Raw genomic sequence first — 18,530 nt, forward strand, 5'->3', positions numbered from 1 at the left:
CCGGTGCCGGGATGCGCAGGCCGTCCGGGGCGGCGCTGCGCGGGGCCGCCGGTGCGGGGGCGGTGGCCCTCGGCTGGGGAGCCCTGCTGCTGGCCGGGGCCGTGCTGAACGTGCCCTACGCGCTCGCGGTGGCCGGGGAGACGGTCCTGGTGGCCGGTCTGCTCGCCCTGGCGGTCCGGGGCGCCGGGAGCGGCCGGGGCGCGGCGGCGGTGCCGGTGACCGCGCTGGTGGGGGCGGTGGCCGGGGCGGTGAGCGTCGGGGCGCTGTCGCTGGCGTCCGAGGGGGCCTCCTACGCGGTGTTCGGCGTGCTGGCGGCGCTGTTCGCCGGGGCGGCGGTCCGGGCGGGGTCCGAGGTGCCGCGTGCGGTGTTCGCGGTGGCCTCGACGGTCTGGGCGACCGTGCTGACGGGGTTCGCGGGCCGGTCGCTCGGCCTCGCCCCGCACGAGGCCGCGCCGCTGGTGCTCGTGGTGCCCGCGCTGACCGTGCTGCTCGGGGCACGGCTGCGGCGGAACCCGGTGGCGTTGCCGGTGGAGCTGACGGGCGCGCTGGGTGCGCTGGTCGCCGTGGGGCTCGCGGTGCCCGACGCGCCGTTCCTGGCCCTGGTGCTGGCGCTGTGCGGGGTGCTGGCGGCGGGCACGGCGGTACGGCCCGAGCGGCGGCCGGTGGCGGGCTACCTGGCGGCGGCGCTGTTCCTGCTGGCCACCTGGGTACGGCTGGCCGCCTCGGAGGTGTCGTTCCCGGAGGCGTACACGCTGCCGGTGACCGTGCCCGCGCTGGTGGTCGGGGTCCTGCGGCGGCGCAAGGACCCGGAGGCGTCCTCGTGGACGGCGTACGGGCCGGGGCTCGCGGCGACGCTGCTGCCGAGCCTGGCGGTGGCCTGGACCGACACGGACTGGCTCCGGCCGCTGCTGCTCGGCGTCGCGGCGCTGGTGATCACGCTGCTGGGCGCGCGCCACCGCCTCCAGGCGCTGCTGGTGCTCGGCGGGGCGGTGCTGGCGCTGGACGGGCTGCACGAGCTGGCGCCGTACGTGGTGCAGGTGGCCGGGGCGCTTCCCCGCTGGCTGCCGCCGGCCCTGGCCGGGCTGCTGTTGCTGGTGGTGGGCGCGACGTACGAACAGCGGCTGCGCGACGCCCGCCGGCTGAAGGACGCACTGGGGCGGATGCGCTGAGCCGCACCCGGTCCGGGGGCATGCCGTTCACGGCGTCTCCCGGGCCGGGAGGAACGGGCCGAGGTCAGCGGGCCGAGCGGAAGCGGCGGGCAACGCAGAGGGCCCGGGAGACGGATTCCGTCTCCCGGGCCCTCTGTCCGGGTGGGCGATACTGGGTTCGAACCAGTGACCTCTTCGGTGTGAACGAAGCGCTCTCCCACTGAGCTAATCGCCCGGGCGCACCGCAAACATTACCCCATGTCAGCGGTGCTCCTGGACCGTCCCCGGGCTACTCGCTGATCTTCCACGGCATGGTGAGCCCGAACTTCCAGACGTAGATCCCGACCAGCACCGCCATGATCACGAGCCCCACCGTGGTGAGGATGATGTTGCGCCGCCGGACCTTGGGATCGAGGGCCCGCTGCGCCGCCTCGGTGACCTTGCGCTTGGTCCAGCGCAGCACCAGCTGGGCCCAGACGAACTCGGTCGCCCAGATCGCCATGCCACCGAAGATCACCAGCCAGCCGGGGCCCGGCAGCACGAGCATGAGCACGCCCGCGATCACGACGCCGAGGCCGACGACGAAGACCCCGACCTGCCAGCTCAGGTGGAGCGCTTTCGATGCCTTGATGAAGCCCGGCGCCCGCGAGCCCAGCTCACGCTCCGCCCGGTCCGATTCCCCCGTGGCGGACGCCGGGTCCGCCTGCTCGGCGACCTTGCTCCGCTCGTCACTCTCCGCGTTCATGAACCTCAACTTACCCGACCCGTCTTCGTCACTGGAATGGGCGCATAACTCAAAGTTACACGCCGCTGAGCGAGGGACCCGAAGCATCACAAATGGGTCAGAGGGGTTTACAACGCCACCGTAGGTGGCATGTCGATTTCGCCGACGTGCGAATCCCCGAGCGCACACTGAGCGAAAGGCCCTGGCGCTTATGAACACCACGGTCAGCTGCGAGCTGCACCTGCGCCTCGTTGTGTCGAGCGAGTCCTCACTGCCTGTACCCGCGGGCCTGCGGTATGACACGGCCGATCCCTATGCCGTGCACGCCACCTTCCACACCGGAGCGGAGGAGACGGTCGAATGGGTATTCGCCCGCGACCTCCTTGCCGAGGGGCTGCACCGGCCCACCGGCACCGGAGACGTCCGCGTCTGGCCATCTCGTAGTCACGGTCAAGGCGTCGTATGCATCGCCCTGAGCTCCCCAGAGGGAGAAGCCCTGCTCGAAGCCCCGGCGCGGGCCCTGGAGTCGTTCCTGAAGAGGACCGACGCCGCGGTTCCGCCCGGCACCGAGCATCGTCACTTCGATCTCGACACGGAGCTCTCCCACATCCTGGCCGAGAGCTGAGCCAGGCAGAGAGCCGCTCGACGCCGTCGACTCGGGGAGACGACGTCGTGCCGACAACCGCATAGGGCAGACACCGGCGCCGTCGTCGCGGAATCCACCGCGACGACGGCGCCGCTGCGCCCGGACGCCCCACCCGGCCGGAAGGGCCGATTCCGCTCTCCTGCGGGCCCACACCGGGCCCGGCGCCGGCGGATCGAGCCAGTAGAGTCAGCCGCCATCGGCAGGCGCCCGCCCGCCGGAGGCCAGGGAGCGAAGCGTGCTGATCCCTCACGACACCCGGATCGCCCTCGACACGGTGGTCGATCTGGTGAACACCGCACCGGAGAGCGAGCCGCCGCCGGACGACCCCGCGGACGAACCCGTGGACGGGCCCGCGGACGGTCTCGCCGATGTCGCCATGCTGTACGCCTTCGCGGAGCGGCATCACATCAGCGGGGTCGGCACGCTCGGCGAGAAGGACCTGGCCGCCGTGCGCGACGTACGGGCCCGGTTCGCCGAGGTCTTCGCGGCACCCGACCCCCGCACCGCCGCCGACCTGGTCAACCGGCTCGTCGCGGCGGCCGGGACCACCCCGCAGCTCACCGACCACGACGGCTACGACTGGCACGTGCACTACTTCGCCCCGGACGCCTCGATCGCCGACCATCTCGCGGCCGACTGCGGCATGGCGCTGGCCTTCATCATCGTGGCGGGCGAGCAGGAACGGCTGCGGCGCTGCGAGGCGCCGGACTGCGGGCACGCGTTCGTCGACCTGTCGCGCAACCGCTCCCGCCGCTACTGCTCCAGCCGTACGTGCGGAAACCGGCTCCACGTGGCGGCGTACCGGGCCCGGCGCAAGGAAGCCGCGGGCTGACGCCCGGGCCGCCCCGCACGCTGGCGCGGCCCGTCACAGCACGAAGAGATCGTGCACGGCGGCCATCAGCAGCAGCACCCCGATCACCGTCAGGAAGATCATCAGGGGCGGCTGGGAGAGCGCGAAGAGACAGCCGCGGGGCTCTTCGGCGGGGGGTGCGGGGGCTTCGCCCCGGGAAGTGTCCACCATCTCGGGGTGATCATGACGCACCCGCGACCGGGTTGGCGATCAACCGGGGTCATTCCCCCGGGAGTTCACCGTCCCGTGGCCATCAGAAATCGCTCCGGCGTACGGGTCGCCGTCAGGCATTCGGACCGGCGGCCCGGGCGGGACTCCGGATCCGGCCGCCGCGCTTCTCTCGGAGCCGTGTTTCAGATGCCGTGCTTCTTGAGGATCGCCTCGATGTCGCTGAAGTCGTCGCCGGGCGCGGCGGCCTCCTGCTTCTTCTTCGCCCTGGGCTGCGGCTGCGGCTTCGCGGCAGCCGGTCCGGCCGTGGCGCCGGCGCCGAGCGAGGGGGCGGAGGCGGCCGGGGCGACCGCCTCGTCGCGCCCGGCGGCCCGCGCGGCCTTGCGTTCCGCGCGGGTGGTGCCGCTGCGGCGCTCGATGGCGCGGGTGGTCATGAACAGCAGCCAGGAGAGGCCGAGCACCCCGAAGCCGAGCCAGACGCTCGGCTTGAAGGCGATCCCGGCGACCCACTCGACGACCCCGGTCAGCACGAGCCCGATCGGGACGAGGGAGTAGGCGGCGATCCTCGTCGCCGTGAGGAACCGCTTGCGGTAGGCGGTCACCGCGGCGATGCCCAGGCCGGCCGCCGACACCGCGGAACAGATGGTCTCGGCAAGCATCAGGGCCTCCAGGCGCAGGGGATACGTCCCTTCCATCCTGCACCGACGACCGCCGCCGGGGCCACGGCGGAGGCTCACTTCAGGGACATTTCAGGGCCGGGCTCCTCCCCAGGGGGTGGCCCGGTCCCGATTGGGACGCGCCCGCCCGGCCTGAAAGACTGCGCACATGAGCGATTCCACCCCTGCGGCACCGGTCGTCCTCGACCTCTGGTGCGATCTCGAATGCCCCGACTGCCACCGAGCCCTCGACGATGTGCACGCCCTGCGCGCCCGGTACGGGGACCGTGTCGAGATCCGGCTGCGGCACTTCCCGCTGGAGAAGCACAAGCACGCCTACGCCGCCGCCCAGGCCGCCGAGGAGGCCACGGACCAGGGCAAGGGCTGGCCGTACATCGAGGCCCTGCTGTCCCGGACCGACGACCTCGGCCGCACGGGCGAGCCGGTACTCCTGGATGTGGCACGCGAACTGGGCCTGGACGCCGAGGAGTTCGACACCGCGCTGATCGACGGCCGGCACCTGCTGATCGTCGACGCCGACCACGCGGAGGCCAAGGCGATCGGTGTCACCGGCACGCCCACCTATGTGATCGGCGACGAGCGGCTGGACGGCGGCAAGAGCCAGGACGGGCTGCGCGAGCGAATCGAGGAGATCGTCGACCGGACCCTGGCCGCGCAGGGCTGACCGGGCGCCGACAGGCACAGCCGGGCGCGACCGAGCAGGGCCGGGCCCGACCGAGCAGGGGGCCGGGCACAGCCGGACGGGGAAGCGCTACAGCGCCTTGGCCAGGTTGTACCGCGTCGTCGCGTAGCCGAGCGACTCGTACAGCCGCAGGGCCGGGGTGTTGGAGGCGAAGACGTGCAGGCCGAGCCGGTCCGCGCCCCAGGCTCGGGTGACGTCCTCGGCGAGCAGCATCAGGGCCCGCCCGTGCCCCCGGCCCCGGTGCTCCTCGCGCACCTCGACGTCGAAGACGAATCCGGCCGGGCCGCCCGGCGGCAGCTCCCGCAGCGCCACCCACACATGACCGACGACCTGCCCCGCCTGCACCAGCACCTGGAAGCGCGCCCCCTCGGTCGCCAGCCCGTCCGGCAGCAGGGCGGCGTGGTCGGCCTCGGACTTGCGCCGGGCCTGCTCGGGCTCCACGCCCCGGTCGATCCAGTCCCGCGCGAACGTCAGCACCGCGTCCTGCTGCCAGGCGGCGAACTCCTCCTCGCTCATCGCGCGCGAGGTGAGGCCCGCGGGGAGCGGGGCGGTCTCCGGACCGAGGTCCTTGACCATGTTGCGGCTGCGTTCGGTGTAGCCGAGGGCGGCCGCGAGGCGCCGGGCGGGGTCGTTGTCGGCGGGGACCTCCACCCGTACCCGGGTGCAGCCCCACCCGCGCAGCACCTCCTCCGCAGCGAGCGCGGCGATGGTGCCCCTGCCTCGTCTGCGCCGGGGCTCCTTCACGCTGAGGGGGCCCAGCACCCCGGCGGTCGGGCCGAACGCGTCGTCGGTGCTGATCGCGACGACGCCGACCGGCCGCCCGTTGTCGCACACGTCGTACTGGCGGGCCCGCGCCCCGTCGGCGCCTTGCTGAAGCGGCCCGGACGGCCGGAGTGTCGTGGTCATCAAAGGTTTGTATCCCCTGCACGACACCCCGTCACGCGCTTTTCGGGGCCTCCGGGCCCTCCGAGGGGTCGGGATCGGGGCCGCTCACGGGTCGAGGTCCTCGCCGGCCCGCTCGGCGAAGATCCGCATGGCCTTCGCCGTCACCGGTCCGGGCTCCGGGCCGAGCTCACGGTCGTCGACCCGGTGCACCGCCTGGATGTCTCGGAGCGTCGAGGTCAGGAACACCTCGTCGGCCTCGGCGAGGACGTCCATCGGCAGGTCGGTCTCCTCGGCCCCGGTCCACTCCACGGCCAGTGCGCGGGTGATCCCGGCGAGGCAGCCGGAGGCCACCGGCGGGGTGTGGATACGGCCGTCCAGGACGACGAACACATTGGAGCCGGTGCCTTCGCAGAGGCGGTCGGCGGTGTTGGGGAACAGCGCCTCGGACGCGCCCCGCTCCCGCGCCCGGGCCAGGGCGACGACGTTCTCGGCGTACGAGGTGGTCTTCAGGCCCGCGAGCGCGCCGCGTTCGTTGCGCGTCCAGGGGACGGTGATCACCGCCGTGCTGTCCGGGCGGCGGCTCACCTCGTCGAGGGCGACGACGAGGCTGGGCCCGTCGGTGCCCCGGTCCGAGCCGAGCGGGGACAGCCCGCCGGTGTAGGTGATCCGCAGGCGTCCCAGGGCCACGGGGTTGGCCTCGATGACCGCGGCGACGGCGTGCCGGACCTCGTCGTGGTCCGGTTCGGGCAGGCCGAGGCCCCGGGCGGACCGGGTGAGGCGGTCGAGGTGCCGGGTCAGGGCGAAGGGACGCCCCTCGCTCGTACGCACCGTCTCGAAGATGCCGTCGCCCACGGTCAGCCCGTGGTCGAGCACCGACAGCCGGGCGTCGTCGGCGTCCCGCAGTCCGCCGTTGACCCAGATCCTCATAGCGCGGTCCTTCCTGTCTCCAGATGCGCACCCGACGCTACAGCGAGCAGCCGGGAGGCCTTGAGTTCGGTCTCGTCCCATTCGCGCTCCGGATCGGATCCCCAGGTGATCCCGGCGCCGGTCCCGAACCGCAGCAGCGGCGCGGACCCGGTCCGGTCGATCCAGAACGTCCGTATGCCCACCGCGAGCGAGGCCGTGCCCCGGTCGGCGTCGACCCAGCCGACCGCACCGCAGTACGGTCCGCGCGGGGCCGTCTCCAGCTCGGCGATGATCCGCAGCGCGCTGGACTTCGGCGCGCCGGTGACCGAACCGGGCGGGAAGGCCGCCGCGAACAGCTCGGGCCAGCCCTCGCCGTCGGCCAGCCGGCCCCTAACGGTGGAGACGAGGTGGACGAGACCGGGGTGCTTCTCCACCACGCAGAGATCGGGCACGCTCACACTTCCGGTGGCGCAGACCCGGCCCAGGTCGTTGCGGACCAGGTCCACGATCATCACGTTCTCCGCGTGGTCCTTCTCCAGCAGATCGTTCTCGGTCCGGCCGGTGCCCTTGATCGGCCCGGACTCCACGATCCGCCCGTCGCGCCGGAGGAAGAGCTCCGGGGACGCGGTGGCGACCTCCACACCGTGGTCGGGCAGCCGGATCGTTCCCGCGTACGGGGCGGGGTTGCCGCGGGCGAGCAGGGCGGTCAGGGCGTCGACGTCGGCCCCGGCCCCGCCGCCGGGGAGCGGTGCGGACAGCACCCGGCAGAGGTTGGCCTGGTAGACGTCGCCCGCCGCGATGTGTTCACGGATCCGCCGTACGCCCGCCGTGTAGGCGTCACGGTCCAGTGAGGAGGCCCAGTCCCCGGCGGCGGGCCCACGCCAGGCTCCGGGCACGGGAGGGGGCACCGCCTCCTTGCGCACGTCGGAGAAGCGGGCACAGACGGTGCGGCCTTCGAAGTCGGCGCATACCGCCCAGAAACCGGACGAGTCGAGAGCCGCGGGATCGTAGGTCACATCCTGCAGACCGGAGGCTATGAGGCCGCCGAAGCGGGCCATGGGGGCGAGGTCGGACACGCGAATGAGTCTAGGACCGTGCGCGGTGACCTGCGTCGGGGCGAGGAGCGGGCCGGGGTCGCCGCAGCACGCTGCACAAACGCGTTTTTGTACTGGCCCAGGAATCCGCTAGAGTTCAACACGTCGCCGGGACGCGCAAGCGGACCGGGAAAGACAAGCGGACGTAGCTCAGTTGGTAGAGCGCAACCTTGCCAAGGTTGAGGTCGCCAGTTCGAACCTGGTCGTCCGCTCGCAGAAGGTGGGGGATTCTTCCCGAGCTCCCATCCCTGGTGGAGTGGCCGAGAGGCGAGGCAACGGCCTGCAAAGCCGTCTACACGGGTTCAAATCCCGTCTCCACCTCCAAGGACGATTAGCTCAGCGGGAGAGCGCTTCCCTGACACGGAAGAGGTCACTGGTTCAATCCCAGTATCGTCCACTGATCCGCAAGGATCCCCGCGCGATTAGCTCAGCGGGAGAGCGCTTCCCTGACACGGAAGAGGTCACTGGTTCAATCCCAGTATCGCGCACGCAGTACACGCAGGTTCACCCCGCGCGATTAGCTCAGCGGGAGAGCGCTTCCCTGACACGGAAGAGGTCACTGGTTCAATCCCAGTATCGCGCACCACCGAGAACCCCCGGTCGTCTCCACGACCGGGGGTTCTTTCGTCGTCGTGTCGCGTATCGTCCGGCCGTCCGCTCCATGGCCGGAGGCTCAGCGGCCCGGCGGCACGGGGCTGCCGGGCCCACGGAGGAACGCCCAGGAACGATCAGGACGAGAAGAGCATCCGGCCGAAGCCCTTCTGGCTGCGGTGGCCGTAGTGCCCGCCGTGCTGCGGCGCACCCCAGGCGGGGGCGTGGGCGGCGGGAGCGGCCGGGTACGCCTGCGGGGCGGGAGGGGCCGGGTAACCGCCGGGGGCGGGGGGCGCGGGCGGGGCCTGCTGGGACCACTGGGACTCCAGGCGGGTCAGCGACTCCAGCTCGCCGTAGTCGAGGAATATCCCCCGGCAACCGCTGCACTGCTCGATCTGGACGCCGTTGCGGTTGTACGTGTTCATCTGCGCGTGACACTTCGGACACTGCATCATCGACTCGGCTCCTCGCCCTCGTTGTGCCGTCGCCGGAATGTCTGCCCGGCCACGGTCCGTTCACCCTACGACGCGTGGTCGGCGGCCAACTCGGGCGGCAACGTAGCGATTCGGGCACAGGATTCGATCATCAACTGTTCGAGTTCGTCCGGATCTCGGTTCTCCGCAGCGCACTTGGCCAGGGCGAGGGCCGCCGTCTGCACCGTCAGCGCACGGGCCGGGACGTCCAGTTCGGGCCAGGGGTCCCCGTCGGCGGGGACCGCGGGTCCCGCGGCGGAGCGGTAGGCGTCGAGGAAGGCGGACCAGTCCTCGGGGGCCAGCAGTCCGGCCGCGTACCAGGCGGCGGGCCGGGCGAGGTCCCACGCCGGATCGCCCGCCCCCGCGTCGTCCACGTCGATGAGCAGCCAGGGCCCGTCCGGCGCGGGATGGCGGACGAGCTGGCCGAGGTGCAGGTCCCCGTGGCACAGATAGCCGGCCCGCCGTACGGGCGGCGGCCCCTCGCCCCGGGCCCAGGCGGGCAGGGCGCGCCAGCAGGCCAGTACGGGCAGGACGGCCGGATCGTCGGGAAGGGCGGCGCGCATCCGGGCGACGGCCCGTGCCGCCTTGGCCGGTCCCCGCATCGGCGGGAGCGGGAACGGGGGCTCCGTCCGGTGGAGGCGGGCGAGCAGCACGGCGGCCTCGGCCCAGGGCGCCGCCTCGGGGTCGGTGGGGTCGACGGGCGCGCCGAACGGCCAGAGCGTGACCGGACGAGGGGCGGGCGTGGGCGGCTCGGGGAGGTCTGTCCGCCGGGCGGCGTCGGAGGGCTCCGGCTGCTCGGGGGCGGTGAGCGGCGGGAGCAGGATTCCGGTGAGCTGCGGGGCGGCGGCCAGGGCGATCCGGGCCGCGAGCGCCTCCCGGTCGGTGTCGGCGGCGTGGGCCTTCGCCACGATCGCGCCGCTGCGGACCACTGTGCCGTCGGGCCGGTCCGCGAGGACCTGCGGCGGCTCGCACACGCAACGTTTCCTGGCGGGATGGACGAGGCGGTGCGCGAGGGCGCCCAGGTCATGGACGACTGAGCTCTGGGTGGTGGTCAACGGCTCCCCCGGCGGCGGTCGGCCCGGCCGTGGCACCGGTCCCGCCGTGAGCGTAACGCGGGAGCCGGTGCGGCTGGTCCGGCTGGTCCTGCTGCTGCGGCTGGCCGGGCTGGTGCGACTGGCCCGGCCGATGCGGCTGGTGCGGCCGGCCTGGCCAGTGCGACCGGTGTTGATGCCGGGGCTGGAGTGGGCGCCGGGGCCGGGAGCGGTCCTGAGGCCGGGCCGGGGCCGGGACCAAGGGGTTATGAGGCCAGGGCCGGGGCCGGGACCGAGGCCAGGGCAGTGCGTCGGTTCGGCGGGGATGTGCAGGGGTCCGGAAAGCGCGATGCCCGGTCAGCTCCCCAGCTGACCGGACAAACGCTGCCGTCCGCCGCACCCCCGTCCCCACGGGGCTGTTGGCCGGATGTGCGGGTCCGGACCGCTCTTCCGGACCCCGGGCGCCGCTCAGCGCCCCAGCATCACCGCCACGGACGACGCCTGTGTGACCACCGCGTCCCAGCCGCCGAAGACGACCACGAGCAGGGCCGCCAGGGGAAGGACCATCGCCGTCGCCACCAAGGGGTGACGGGTGCCGGACGAGCGGCCGCCGAACGCGGCGTACGCCTTGCGTCCCTGCATACGGACCATCGTCCGCGTTGCCGTGTCCGACATGGTTCCTCTCCTGACCTGATGGGGGGCGGCGGGCGTGTGACCTCGGGGGACGAGTGCTGCGCCCGCCGCTTGACCTCAACATTAGGTAAGCGGCGGGAACAGGGCGTCATGCCCGCGTACCGAATCCCGGGCCTCCCGGAGGATGAGCCGTCGTCGATCGACGTACTCCCCTGGGTGGAGACGGACCACCGGAGGTTGGGGTCATCCCGGAGGGGAAGCCGGGACCTGGCCGGATGCCTGCCGGCCCCTGTCCTGATCCTGCCCCTTCCCGTCCGCCGGCCTCGCGACAGCGGCCGACGGGTGACTTCACTCACGCCCAACGCCCCCGACGGGCGGCCTCCCACGACCCGGGGGCCGTCCGGGACACCACCACCCGGTATGCCGGGGCGGCGGTCACGGCCTCCGAGACGGCCGTGTCCCGGCGTCCGGGCGTTCCCGTGCCTGATCCAATCCCCCCTGTCCGGTGGCCCTTTGAGCAGGACGATCGGCCGAGGGGCCCGGATCCGCCGCGCCCTGACCCCTCTTCACCTCTCGCGTACGGCACGGACAATCGAATCCCGGGCGAGGGCGCGGCCTCTGAGCGCGCCGGGCGCGGGGTACGTAAGCTGTGCCTCGTCAGGCGGACCAGGCAGCGGGGATGGGCAGACGATGGCGATGATGCGGCTCCGGCGCGAGGACCCGCGTCTCGTCGGCTCGTTCCGGCTGCACCGGCGGCTCGGCGCGGGCGGCATGGGCGTCGTCTACCTCGGCTCCGACCGGCGCGGCCAGCGGGTCGCGCTCAAGGTGATCCGGCCCGACCTGGCGGAGGATCAGGAGTTCCGTTCGCGGTTCGCGCGCGAGGTGTCGGCGGCCCGGCGGATCCGCGGCGGCTGCACGGCCCGGCTGGTGGCCGCCGATCTGGAGGCGGACCGCCCGTGGTTCGCGACGCAGTACGTGCCCGGCCCCTCGCTGCACGACAAGGTCGCCGAGGAGGGCCCCCTGGCCGCCGCCGAGGTCGCCTCGATCGGGGCGGCGCTCTCCGAGGGCCTGGTGGCGGTGCACGAGGCGGGGGTGGTCCACCGCGACCTGAAGCCGTCGAACATCCTCCTCTCCCCCAAGGGCCCCCGCATCATCGACTTCGGTATCGCCTGGGCGACCGGGGCGAGCACGCTCACCCATGTCGGTACGGCGGTGGGTTCGCCCGGGTTCCTCGCGCCCGAGCAGGTCCGGGGCGCGGCGGTGACGCCCGCGACGGACGTGTTCTCGCTCGGCGCGACACTGGCGTACGCGGCGATGGCCGACTCCCCCTTCGGACACGGCAGTTCCGAGGTGATGCTGTACCGCGTCGTGCACGAGGAGGCGCAGCTGCGCGGGGTGCACGACGCGTTGGCTCCGCTGATCAGCGCCTGTCTGGCGAAGGACCCGGAGGAGCGGCCCAGCACGCTGCAACTGTCCATGCGGCTCAAGGAGATCGCGGCGCGCGAGGCGCAGGGCCTGCACGAGAGCCGGCCGCCCGTCCAGCGCTCCGCCCAGGACGCCGACCGGCCGACCGGGCGGATGGCCGATCCGTACGCCGAGCAGCACACCCGCCGTTCGGAGGGCCCGTCCGCCTCCCGCTCCCAGCCGAGCAGGCGCGGCGCGCCCGCGCGTTCGGGGCCGCCGCGCACCGGTGGCTCGCGCCCGCAGCAGGCGTCGCGCGACACGACGCGTTCGGGTGGGAAGACCGGGAAGCGGCAGGGGGCTCCGGCCGGGACGAACGGACGCCCGGGCACGCGTTCCGGGGGCCGTACGACCTCGGCGGGGCGGCGTCCGGCCAATCCGCGGCTGCTGCGTCAGCGGCTGGTGGTGTTCGTCGTGGTGACGCTGCTGGTGGCGCTGGGCATCGCGGCGGCGCAGGGCTGCCAGGGGCCGGCGCGAGGTCTGGGCGGGAGCGAGCAGCGGGAACGGGCGCCGCGGGCACAGGCCGTGCAGGCAGCACAGGCCGTGCAGGCCGGACAGGACGTCGCCCAGGCCGGACAGGCCGGACAGGCCGGGCAGGATGTTGCTGTCGGCTCCGGTGATCTTCAGGTCCGGGCCGGTGCGCAGAGGGCGGCGCGGTCGTTCTGAGGCCGGGCGCCCGGGCAGGGCTGCCCGTGCTCAGCTGGTCCCGCGGTTCCCGGCGGGGCTGTCCGTGCTCAGTTCGCCGGGCGGCCTGTGGCCACCGCGTAGAAGGCGACGGCCGCCGCCGCGCCCACGTTCAGTGAGTCGACGCCGTGCGCCATCGGGATGCGGACCCACTCGTCGGCGGCCATCAAGGCCTGTGTGGACAGCCCGTCGCCCTCCGCGCCGAGCATCAGCGCCACCCGCTCCAACCGGTGCGGGGCCGCCTCGTCGATGCTGGTGGCCTTGGCGTCCGGGGTGAGGGCGAGGAGCCGGAAGCCGGCCTCCCGTACCGTTTCCAGCGCCTTGGGCCAGGCTTCGAGCCGGGCGTAGGGAACGGAGAAGACCGCGCCCATGGAGACCTTGACCGAGCGCCGGTAGAGCGGGTCGGCGCAGTCCGGGGAGAGCAGGACGGCGTCCATGCCGAGCGCGGCCGCGCTGCGGAAGATGGCGCCGATGTTGGTGTGGTCGTTCACCGACTCCATGACCACCACCCGGCGTGCGGTGGCAAGCAGTTCGTCGGCGGCCGGCAGCGGCTTGCGCTGCATGGAGGCGAGCGCACCGCGGTGGACGTGGTAGCCCGTGACGCGTTCGGCGAGCTCGGGGGCGACGGCGTACACCGGGGCCGGGACCTCGTCGATGACGTCGCGCATGACGTCGACCCACTTGGCGGAGAGCAGCATGGACCGCATCTCGTACCCGGTCTGCCGGGCGCGCCGGATCACCTTCTCGCCCTCGGCGATGAAGAGGCCTTCGGCGGGTTCGCGTCGTCGTCGCAGCTCGACGTCGGTCAGGCCGATGTAGTCGCTCAGCCGCGGGTCGTCGGGGTCGTCGACGGTGATGATGTCTGCCACAGGGTGATACTGCCTTGTCCGGTGTGTGGTGCCAACGCCTGGGATCGAGATACGTAACCGCGGGTTACTTCGCCGCGGTCACTCGGCCTGGTCCGGGGCGGTCCTCGGCGCGGAGTCCGGGCCGACCGCGACGACCTCGCCGATCACGATCACGGCGGGCGGGCGCACATCCTCGGCGACCGCGCGTTCGCCGACGTCCGCGAGGGTCGCGTCGACGCGGCGCTGGGCGGCGGTGGTGCCCTCCTGGACGAGGGCGACCGGGGTGGCAGGGTCCTTGCCGTGGGCGATCAGGGCGGCGGCGATGGCGCCGATCTTGTCGACGGCCATCAGCAGGACGAGGGTGCCGCGCAGCCGGGCGATGGCCTCCCAGTCGACCAGCGAGCGCGGGTCCTCGGGGGCGACATGGCCGCTGACCACGGTGAACTCATGCGCGACGCCCCGGTGGGTGACCGGGATACCGGCCGCTCCGGGCACGGAGATGGTGCTGGAGATACCGGGGACGACCGTGCAGGGGATGCCTTCGGCGGCCAGTGCCTGGGCCTCCTCCATGCCACGGCCGAAGACGAACGGGTCGCCGCCCTTGAGCCGGACCACGGACTTGCCCGCCTTGGCGTGCTCGATGAGCGCCTGGTTGATCGCCTCCTGGGCCATGAACCGCCCGTACGGGATCTTCGCGGCGTCGATCACCTCGACGTGCGGCGGGAGTTCGTCGAGCAGGTCGCGGGGGCCGAGGCGGTCGGCGATGACCACGTCGGCCTCGGCGAGGAGGCGGCGGCCGCGCACGGTGATCAGGTCCGGGTCGCCGGGTCCGCCGCCGACGAGGGCGACACCGGGGGTGCGGGTGCGGTGGTGCGGGGCGGCGAGGGTGCCGTCGCGCAGGCCTTCGACGATGGCGTCGCGGATGGCGGCGGAGTGCCGGGGGTCGCGGCCCTGGGAGGTGGTGGTGAGGACGGCGACGGTCACGTTCTCGCTGCGGCCGGTGGCCGGGGTCCAGGCGGTGGCGGCTTCGGCGTCGTCGGCCCGGACGCACCAGGTGCGGGTGCGCTCGGCCTCGGCGGACGCGGCGTCGTTGGCCGAGGTGTCGGAGGAGGCGATCAGGGCGTACCAGGTGTCGGCGAGGTCGCCGTCCTGGTAGCGGCGGCGCTCCCAGCGGATCTCCCCGGCGTCCGCCATGGCCTCGACGGAGGGCGTCGCGGAGGGCGAGATCAGGGTGATGACGGCACCGGTGGCGATGAGCTGCGGCAGCCTGCGCTGGGCGACCTGGCCGCCGCCGACGACCACGACGCGGCGGCCGTGCAGGCGCAGGCCTACGGGGTACGCGGGGTGATCTGCGTGCGCGGCGTGGTCTGCGGGCTCGGCCATGGCGGTACGGCTCCTCGTGCGGGTGCTGCGTTGCGTGCCGCTGCGGCTGTGGAGCGGCTGTGACGTGCGGAGAGTGGGTTCCGGGTGGGGAACACGATACGGGGTGGGGCGGGTGGGGGCCCGAGGGTGGGCGGGGCGCTGGGGTGGGCGGGGTGGGCGCCTGCGGCGGGCTCTCTCCCCTACCCGCCCCTTCCCGAAACCGGGGCGCCGCCCCGGGCCCCCCTTCGTCCTCAAGCGCCGGACGGGCTGGAGATCGGGGCTCCGCCCCGGACCCCGCTCCTCAAACGCCGGAGAGGCTGGAAGGACGCCGGACGAGCGCGGGTGGAGCGCCGGAGGGGCTGGATGTGCCCAAGCTGCTGGACAGGAGCCGAGAGTGGAGGGCAGGAGCTCCGAAAGGCCGGCCCAGTGGCGTCCTACTTCTCCGTTACGCCTGCCGAATCGAACGTCGCCACCTCGTGCATCGCGCGCGCCGCGCTCTGCACGATCGGGAGCGCCAGCAGCGCGCCGGTGCCCTCGCCCAGGCAGAGGTCGAGGTCGACCAGCGGGCGCAGGCCCAGCTTGTTGAGTGCGGCGACGTGGCCGGGCTCCGCGCTGCGGTGGCCGGCGATGCAGGCGGCCAGTGCCTCGGGGGCGATGGCCCGGGCGACCAGGGCCGCCGCGCCCGCGCTCACGCCGTCCAGGATCACCGGCGTACGCAGGGAGGCTCCGCCGAGGAGGAAGCCGGCCATCGCCGCGTGTTCCAGACCGCCGACCGCCGCGAGCACGCCGATCGGGTCGGACGCGTCCGGCTGGTGGAGGTCGAGCGCACGGCGTACGACGTCGACCTTGCGGGCGTGCATCTCGTCGTTGATACCGGTCCCCCGGCCGGTCACCTCGGAGGCGTCGATGCCCGTGTACACGCAGATCAGCGCGGCCGACGCGGTGGTGTTGGCGATGCCCATCTCGCCGGTGAGCAGGGCCTTGTTGCCCGCCGCCACCAGGTCCCGGGCGGTCTCGATGCCGACCTCGATCGCGGCCAGGACCTCTTCGCGGGTGAGCGCGGGGCCCGTCGTGAAGTCCGCCGTACCCGGGCGCACCTTGCGGGGCAGCAGGCCGGGGGTCGCGGGCAGGTCCGTGGCCACGCCGACGTCCACGACGCAGACCTCCGCGCCCACCTGGGCCGCGAACGCGTTGCAGACGGCTCCGCCGCCCAGGAAGTTCGCCACCATCTGGGCGGTGACCTCCTGCGGCCAGGCGGTGACGCCCTGGGCGTGCACCCCGTGGTCACCGGCGAAGATCGCGACGGCCGCGGGCTCCGGGATCGGCGGCGGGCACATCCGGGAGAGCCCGGACAGCTGGGCGGAGATGATCTCCAGCATGCCGAGCGCCCCGGCGGGCTTCGTCATCCGCTTCTGGCGTTCCCACGCCTCGCCGAGCGCCTTCGCGTCCAGCGGGCGGATCGCGGAGATCGTCTCCTGGAGCAGGTCGTGCGGCTCGGCACCGGGCAGCGCGCGACGGCCGTACGTCTCCTCGTGGACGACCCAGGACAGCGGGCGGCGCTTGGACCAGCCCGCCTGCATCAGCTCGGGCTCCTCGGGGAACTCGTCGACGTAACCGACGCAGAGGTAGGCCACCACTTCGAGGTGCTCGGGCAGGCCCAGCGCCCGGACCATCTCCCGCTCGTCGAAGAAGCTGACCCAGCCGACGCCGAGGCCCTCGGCGCGGGCCGCCAGCCACAGGTTCTCCACGGCCAACGCCGAGGAGTACGGGGCCATCTGCGGCTGCGTGTGGCGGCCCAGGGTGTGCCGGCCGCCGCGGGTCGGGTCGGCGGTCACGACGATGTTGACCGGGGTGTCGAGGATGGCCTCGATCTTCAGTTCCTTGAACTGCTTCGCCCGGCCCTTGGGCAGCGACTTGGCGTAGGCGTCGCGCTGGCTCTGGGCCAGTTCGTGCATGGAGCGGCGCGTCTCCGCGGAGCGGATCACGACGAAGTCCCACGGCTGCGAGTGGCCGACGCTCGGCGCGGTGTGCGCCGCCTCCAGCACCCGGAGCAGCACCTCGTGCGGAATCGGGTCGCTGCGGAAGCCGTTGCGGATGTCCCGGCGCTCGCGCATGACCCGGAGGACCGCTTCCCGCTCGGCGTCGTCGTAGCCGGGGGCGGGCGGGGTGGACGCCTCGGCAGGCTCCTCGGGCTGCTGCGCGGGCCCGGACTGCTGCGGCGCCTCGGTGTCCTGCGGCGCCTCGGACACCTCGGTGTTCTGTGGTTCGTCTGCCTGCGGCTGCTGCGGTGCCTCGGCCTGCGGCTGCGGGGCAGCGGCCGGTGTCTGCTCGGCTGGCTCCAGCGGCTCCGGAAGCTCCGGCGTCTCGATGACCTCGGGGCCGGTGCCGTCCTCGAGGTCGGGCGCGGCCACATGAGCGGCTGCTGCTTCGTCCGCCGCCTCCGCCGTCGTCGCCTCGGCGGGCTCGGGGGCCAGGGCCGGGTCCGAGGCGGTTTCCTGCTCCGTTACGGGGAGTTGCTGGGCCGTCGGCTCGGCGCTCTCTGCCATGGGCTCGGCGGCTTCGGCGGCCTCGGCGGGCTCCGCGGGCACTTCGGCGACGGGCTGCGGCTGTACGGGCTCGGGTGCGAGCGGCACGGCCACCGGTTCCGGCGCGACCGGCTCCGCAGCCGCGACGGTCTCCGGGTTCTCGGTCACTGCCGTGGCCGGGACCGGCTCGGCGGCCGGCTCGACGGGCAGCTCCTGCGCGGGCTGCGCGACCGGCTCGGGCTGTACCACCGGCTCGGCGACCGGCTGGTCCTGTGCCGGGGCCTGGGGTTCGGGGGCTGCGGCGTGCACCGGGGCGGCCTGCGCCTCGGGCTCCGGGGCCACCGGCGCACCGTGCTGCGCGTCCACCGGCGCCGACGCCTCGGGGGCGGCCGGCACCTCGTCGGCCGGGGGCTGAACAGGTGCGTCCGCCGGGGTCTCCGGCAGGGCCGCCTCGGGCTCCGGGACGACGACCGGTCCGGCAGGGGGCAGTTCCACGGCGGCCGGCTCGGGAACGACCGTTTCTGCCGGGACGGCCTGCGGGGCCGGCTCGGGCTGCGCAACCTCGGGGGCCTGCGCAGGCTGCTGGTCCAGCGGCTCCGGCTGGTCCGGGTGGCTCACCTGCTCCGGCTGAACCGGCTGCTCCGGCTGGACCAGCTGTTCAGGCTGCTCCGGCTGGACCAGCTGTTCAGGCTGCTCCGGCTGGATCTGCTGGTCGGCCGGGGCCTCCGGGGCGGACACCGTGACCGGCTCGGCCGACTGAACCGACTGGACCGGCTGGACCGGCTTGACCGAGGGAGCTGCCTCGACCGGCTGCTCTGCCTCGGCCGCCGGCTGCTCGACCTCAGCCACCGGCTGCACGGCCTCCGCCACCGCGGGCTCGGCCACCGGCTGCTCCGCCACGAGCTGCGCGGCCTCGGCACCCTGCTCCGGCTGCTCCACCGCCTCGGCGGGCGCCTGCTGCGGCTGCGCCCCCCACGGGGCGCCGGCCTGCGGCGGGATCTCGCCCAGCTGCGGGCCCGGCAGGGTCGAGGGGTCCTCGGCCGGGACGTCGAAGTACTCCGGGCCCGTCGTCGGCGGGCCCGCGTGGCGGGCGGGGGCGGCGGTCCGGGTGGCTCCGGCGGGGCCGCGGTCGGCGAGCGAGC

General features: G+C 73.7%; 16 protein-coding genes, 6 tRNA genes and 1 pseudogene. 10 read left to right on the forward strand and 13 right to left on the reverse strand.

Annotated elements, in window-relative coordinates:
* A pseudogene (locus G3I54_RS13340) lies at positions 1 to 1,169 on the forward strand (hypothetical protein); the annotation flags it as partial.
* A gap of 142 nt (positions 1,170 to 1,311) precedes the next feature.
* On the opposite strand, the gene G3I54_RS13345 reads toward G3I54_RS13340, so the two are convergent.
* Both G3I54_RS13345 and G3I54_RS13350 read right to left on the reverse strand, forming a co-directional pair.
* Positions 1,312 to 1,383, reverse strand: a tRNA-Val gene (locus G3I54_RS13345).
* Between the two features lie 54 nt (positions 1,384 to 1,437).
* Entirely contained in the window at positions 1,438 to 1,893 is a 456-nt protein-coding gene (locus tag G3I54_RS13350) for a TIGR02611 family protein (RefSeq protein ID WP_164614360.1), read from the reverse strand.
* Between the two features lie 190 nt (positions 1,894 to 2,083).
* Here G3I54_RS13350 and G3I54_RS13355 point away from each other — a divergent pair, with 190 nt between their 5' ends.
* Positions 2,084 to 2,497, forward strand: coding sequence for an SsgA family sporulation/cell division regulator (locus G3I54_RS13355; RefSeq protein WP_003959770.1), 414 nt, complete (start codon positions 2,084 to 2,086; stop codon positions 2,495 to 2,497).
* Positions 2,498 to 2,753: 256 nt separating this feature from the next.
* The gene (locus tag G3I54_RS13360; protein WP_164614362.1) at positions 2,754 to 3,350 is read left to right on the forward strand and encodes a CGNR zinc finger domain-containing protein; all 597 of its coding nucleotides are present in this window, start codon (positions 2,754 to 2,756) and stop codon (positions 3,348 to 3,350) included.
* Positions 3,351 to 3,383: 33 nt separating this feature from the next.
* Here G3I54_RS13360 and G3I54_RS38980 read toward each other — a convergent pair whose 3' ends face one another.
* On the reverse strand, positions 3,384 to 3,539 hold the full coding sequence (locus tag G3I54_RS38980; protein WP_167396300.1) for a hypothetical protein: 156 nt from the start codon (positions 3,537 to 3,539) through the stop codon (positions 3,384 to 3,386).
* Positions 3,540 to 3,721: 182 nt separating this feature from the next.
* On the reverse strand, positions 3,722 to 4,195 hold the full coding sequence (locus G3I54_RS13365) for a hypothetical protein (RefSeq protein WP_164614364.1): 474 nt from the start codon (positions 4,193 to 4,195) through the stop codon (positions 3,722 to 3,724).
* 166 nt (positions 4,196 to 4,361) lie between these two features.
* Here G3I54_RS13365 and G3I54_RS13370 point away from each other — a divergent pair, with 166 nt between their 5' ends.
* Entirely contained in the window at positions 4,362 to 4,877 is a 516-nt protein-coding gene (locus tag G3I54_RS13370) for a DsbA family protein (protein WP_164614366.1), read from the forward strand.
* A gap of 87 nt (positions 4,878 to 4,964) precedes the next feature.
* On the opposite strand, the gene G3I54_RS13375 is transcribed toward G3I54_RS13370, so the two are convergent.
* The 3 genes from G3I54_RS13375 to G3I54_RS13385 form a co-directional block, all read right to left on the reverse strand.
* Positions 4,965 to 5,801, reverse strand: a complete 837-nt coding sequence (locus tag G3I54_RS13375) for a GNAT family N-acetyltransferase (RefSeq protein ID WP_164614368.1) — start codon at positions 5,799 to 5,801, stop codon at positions 4,965 to 4,967.
* Between the two features lie 84 nt (positions 5,802 to 5,885).
* Positions 5,886 to 6,707 carry an aminodeoxychorismate lyase gene (locus tag G3I54_RS13380; protein WP_164614370.1) on the reverse strand — a complete coding sequence of 274 codons (822 nt, stop codon included), beginning with the start codon at positions 6,705 to 6,707 and terminating at the stop codon, positions 5,886 to 5,888.
* The gene (locus G3I54_RS13385; RefSeq protein WP_164614371.1) at positions 6,704 to 7,762 is read right to left on the reverse strand and encodes a chorismate-binding protein; all 1,059 of its coding nucleotides are present in this window, start codon (positions 7,760 to 7,762) and stop codon (positions 6,704 to 6,706) included. Before G3I54_RS13385 ends, G3I54_RS13380 begins: the two co-directional genes overlap by 4 nt.
* Before the next feature lie 157 nt (positions 7,763 to 7,919).
* On the opposite strand from G3I54_RS13385, the gene G3I54_RS13390 reads away from it, so the two are divergent.
* The 5 genes from G3I54_RS13390 to G3I54_RS13410 all read left to right on the forward strand — a co-directional run bounded on the left by G3I54_RS13390 (position 7,920) and on the right by G3I54_RS13410 (position 8,366).
* Positions 7,920 to 7,992 (forward strand) — tRNA-Gly (locus G3I54_RS13390).
* A gap of 38 nt (positions 7,993 to 8,030) precedes the next feature.
* Positions 8,031 to 8,104 (forward strand) — tRNA-Cys (locus G3I54_RS13395).
* A 1-nt stretch (position 8,105) separates the two neighbouring features.
* A tRNA-Val gene (locus G3I54_RS13400) sits at positions 8,106 to 8,177 on the forward strand.
* A gap of 19 nt (positions 8,178 to 8,196) precedes the next feature.
* A tRNA-Val gene (locus tag G3I54_RS13405) sits at positions 8,197 to 8,268 on the forward strand.
* Between the two features lie 23 nt (positions 8,269 to 8,291).
* Positions 8,292 to 8,366: transfer RNA gene (locus G3I54_RS13410), tRNA-Val, on the forward strand.
* A gap of 142 nt (positions 8,367 to 8,508) precedes the next feature.
* Here G3I54_RS13410 and G3I54_RS13415 read toward each other — a convergent pair.
* The 3 genes from G3I54_RS13415 to G3I54_RS13425 form a co-directional block, all read right to left on the reverse strand.
* Positions 8,509 to 8,826 (reverse strand): zf-TFIIB domain-containing protein, encoded by a 318-nt coding sequence (locus G3I54_RS13415; protein ID WP_164614373.1) that lies wholly within the window; start codon positions 8,824 to 8,826, stop codon positions 8,509 to 8,511.
* 65 nt (positions 8,827 to 8,891) lie between these two features.
* Entirely contained in the window at positions 8,892 to 9,899 is a 1,008-nt protein-coding gene (locus G3I54_RS13420; protein ID WP_164614375.1) for a phosphotransferase, read from the reverse strand.
* Positions 9,900 to 10,343: 444 nt separating this feature from the next.
* Positions 10,344 to 10,550, reverse strand: a complete 207-nt coding sequence (locus G3I54_RS13425) for a hypothetical protein (protein ID WP_030085875.1) — start codon at positions 10,548 to 10,550, stop codon at positions 10,344 to 10,346.
* A 648-nt stretch (positions 10,551 to 11,198) separates the two neighbouring features.
* Between G3I54_RS13425 and G3I54_RS13430 the strand changes: the two genes are divergently transcribed.
* Positions 11,199 to 12,635: a serine/threonine protein kinase gene (locus G3I54_RS13430; protein ID WP_239144352.1), complete on the forward strand. Its 1,437-nt coding sequence runs from the start codon at positions 11,199 to 11,201 to the stop codon at positions 12,633 to 12,635.
* A gap of 68 nt (positions 12,636 to 12,703) precedes the next feature.
* Here G3I54_RS13430 and G3I54_RS13435 read toward each other — a convergent pair whose 3' ends face one another.
* From G3I54_RS13435 to cobT, 3 genes are all read right to left on the reverse strand, one after another.
* On the reverse strand, positions 12,704 to 13,522 hold the full coding sequence (locus G3I54_RS13435; protein ID WP_164614377.1) for an RNA methyltransferase: 819 nt from the start codon (positions 13,520 to 13,522) through the stop codon (positions 12,704 to 12,706).
* A gap of 78 nt (positions 13,523 to 13,600) precedes the next feature.
* On the reverse strand, positions 13,601 to 14,884 hold the full coding sequence (gene cobA, locus G3I54_RS13440) for a uroporphyrinogen-III C-methyltransferase (RefSeq protein ID WP_164614379.1): 1,284 nt from the start codon (positions 14,882 to 14,884) through the stop codon (positions 13,601 to 13,603).
* A 413-nt stretch (positions 14,885 to 15,297) separates the two neighbouring features.
* The coding region (gene cobT / locus G3I54_RS13445) for a nicotinate-nucleotide--dimethylbenzimidazole phosphoribosyltransferase (protein ID WP_239144353.1) at positions 15,298 to 18,530 on the reverse strand (3,233 nt) is incomplete at its 5' end.

Origin of the sequence: Streptomyces sp. SID14515 (genome assembly GCF_010548505.1) — a bacterium.
Lineage (GTDB): Bacteria > Actinomycetota > Actinomycetes > Streptomycetales > Streptomycetaceae > Streptomyces > Streptomyces caviscabies.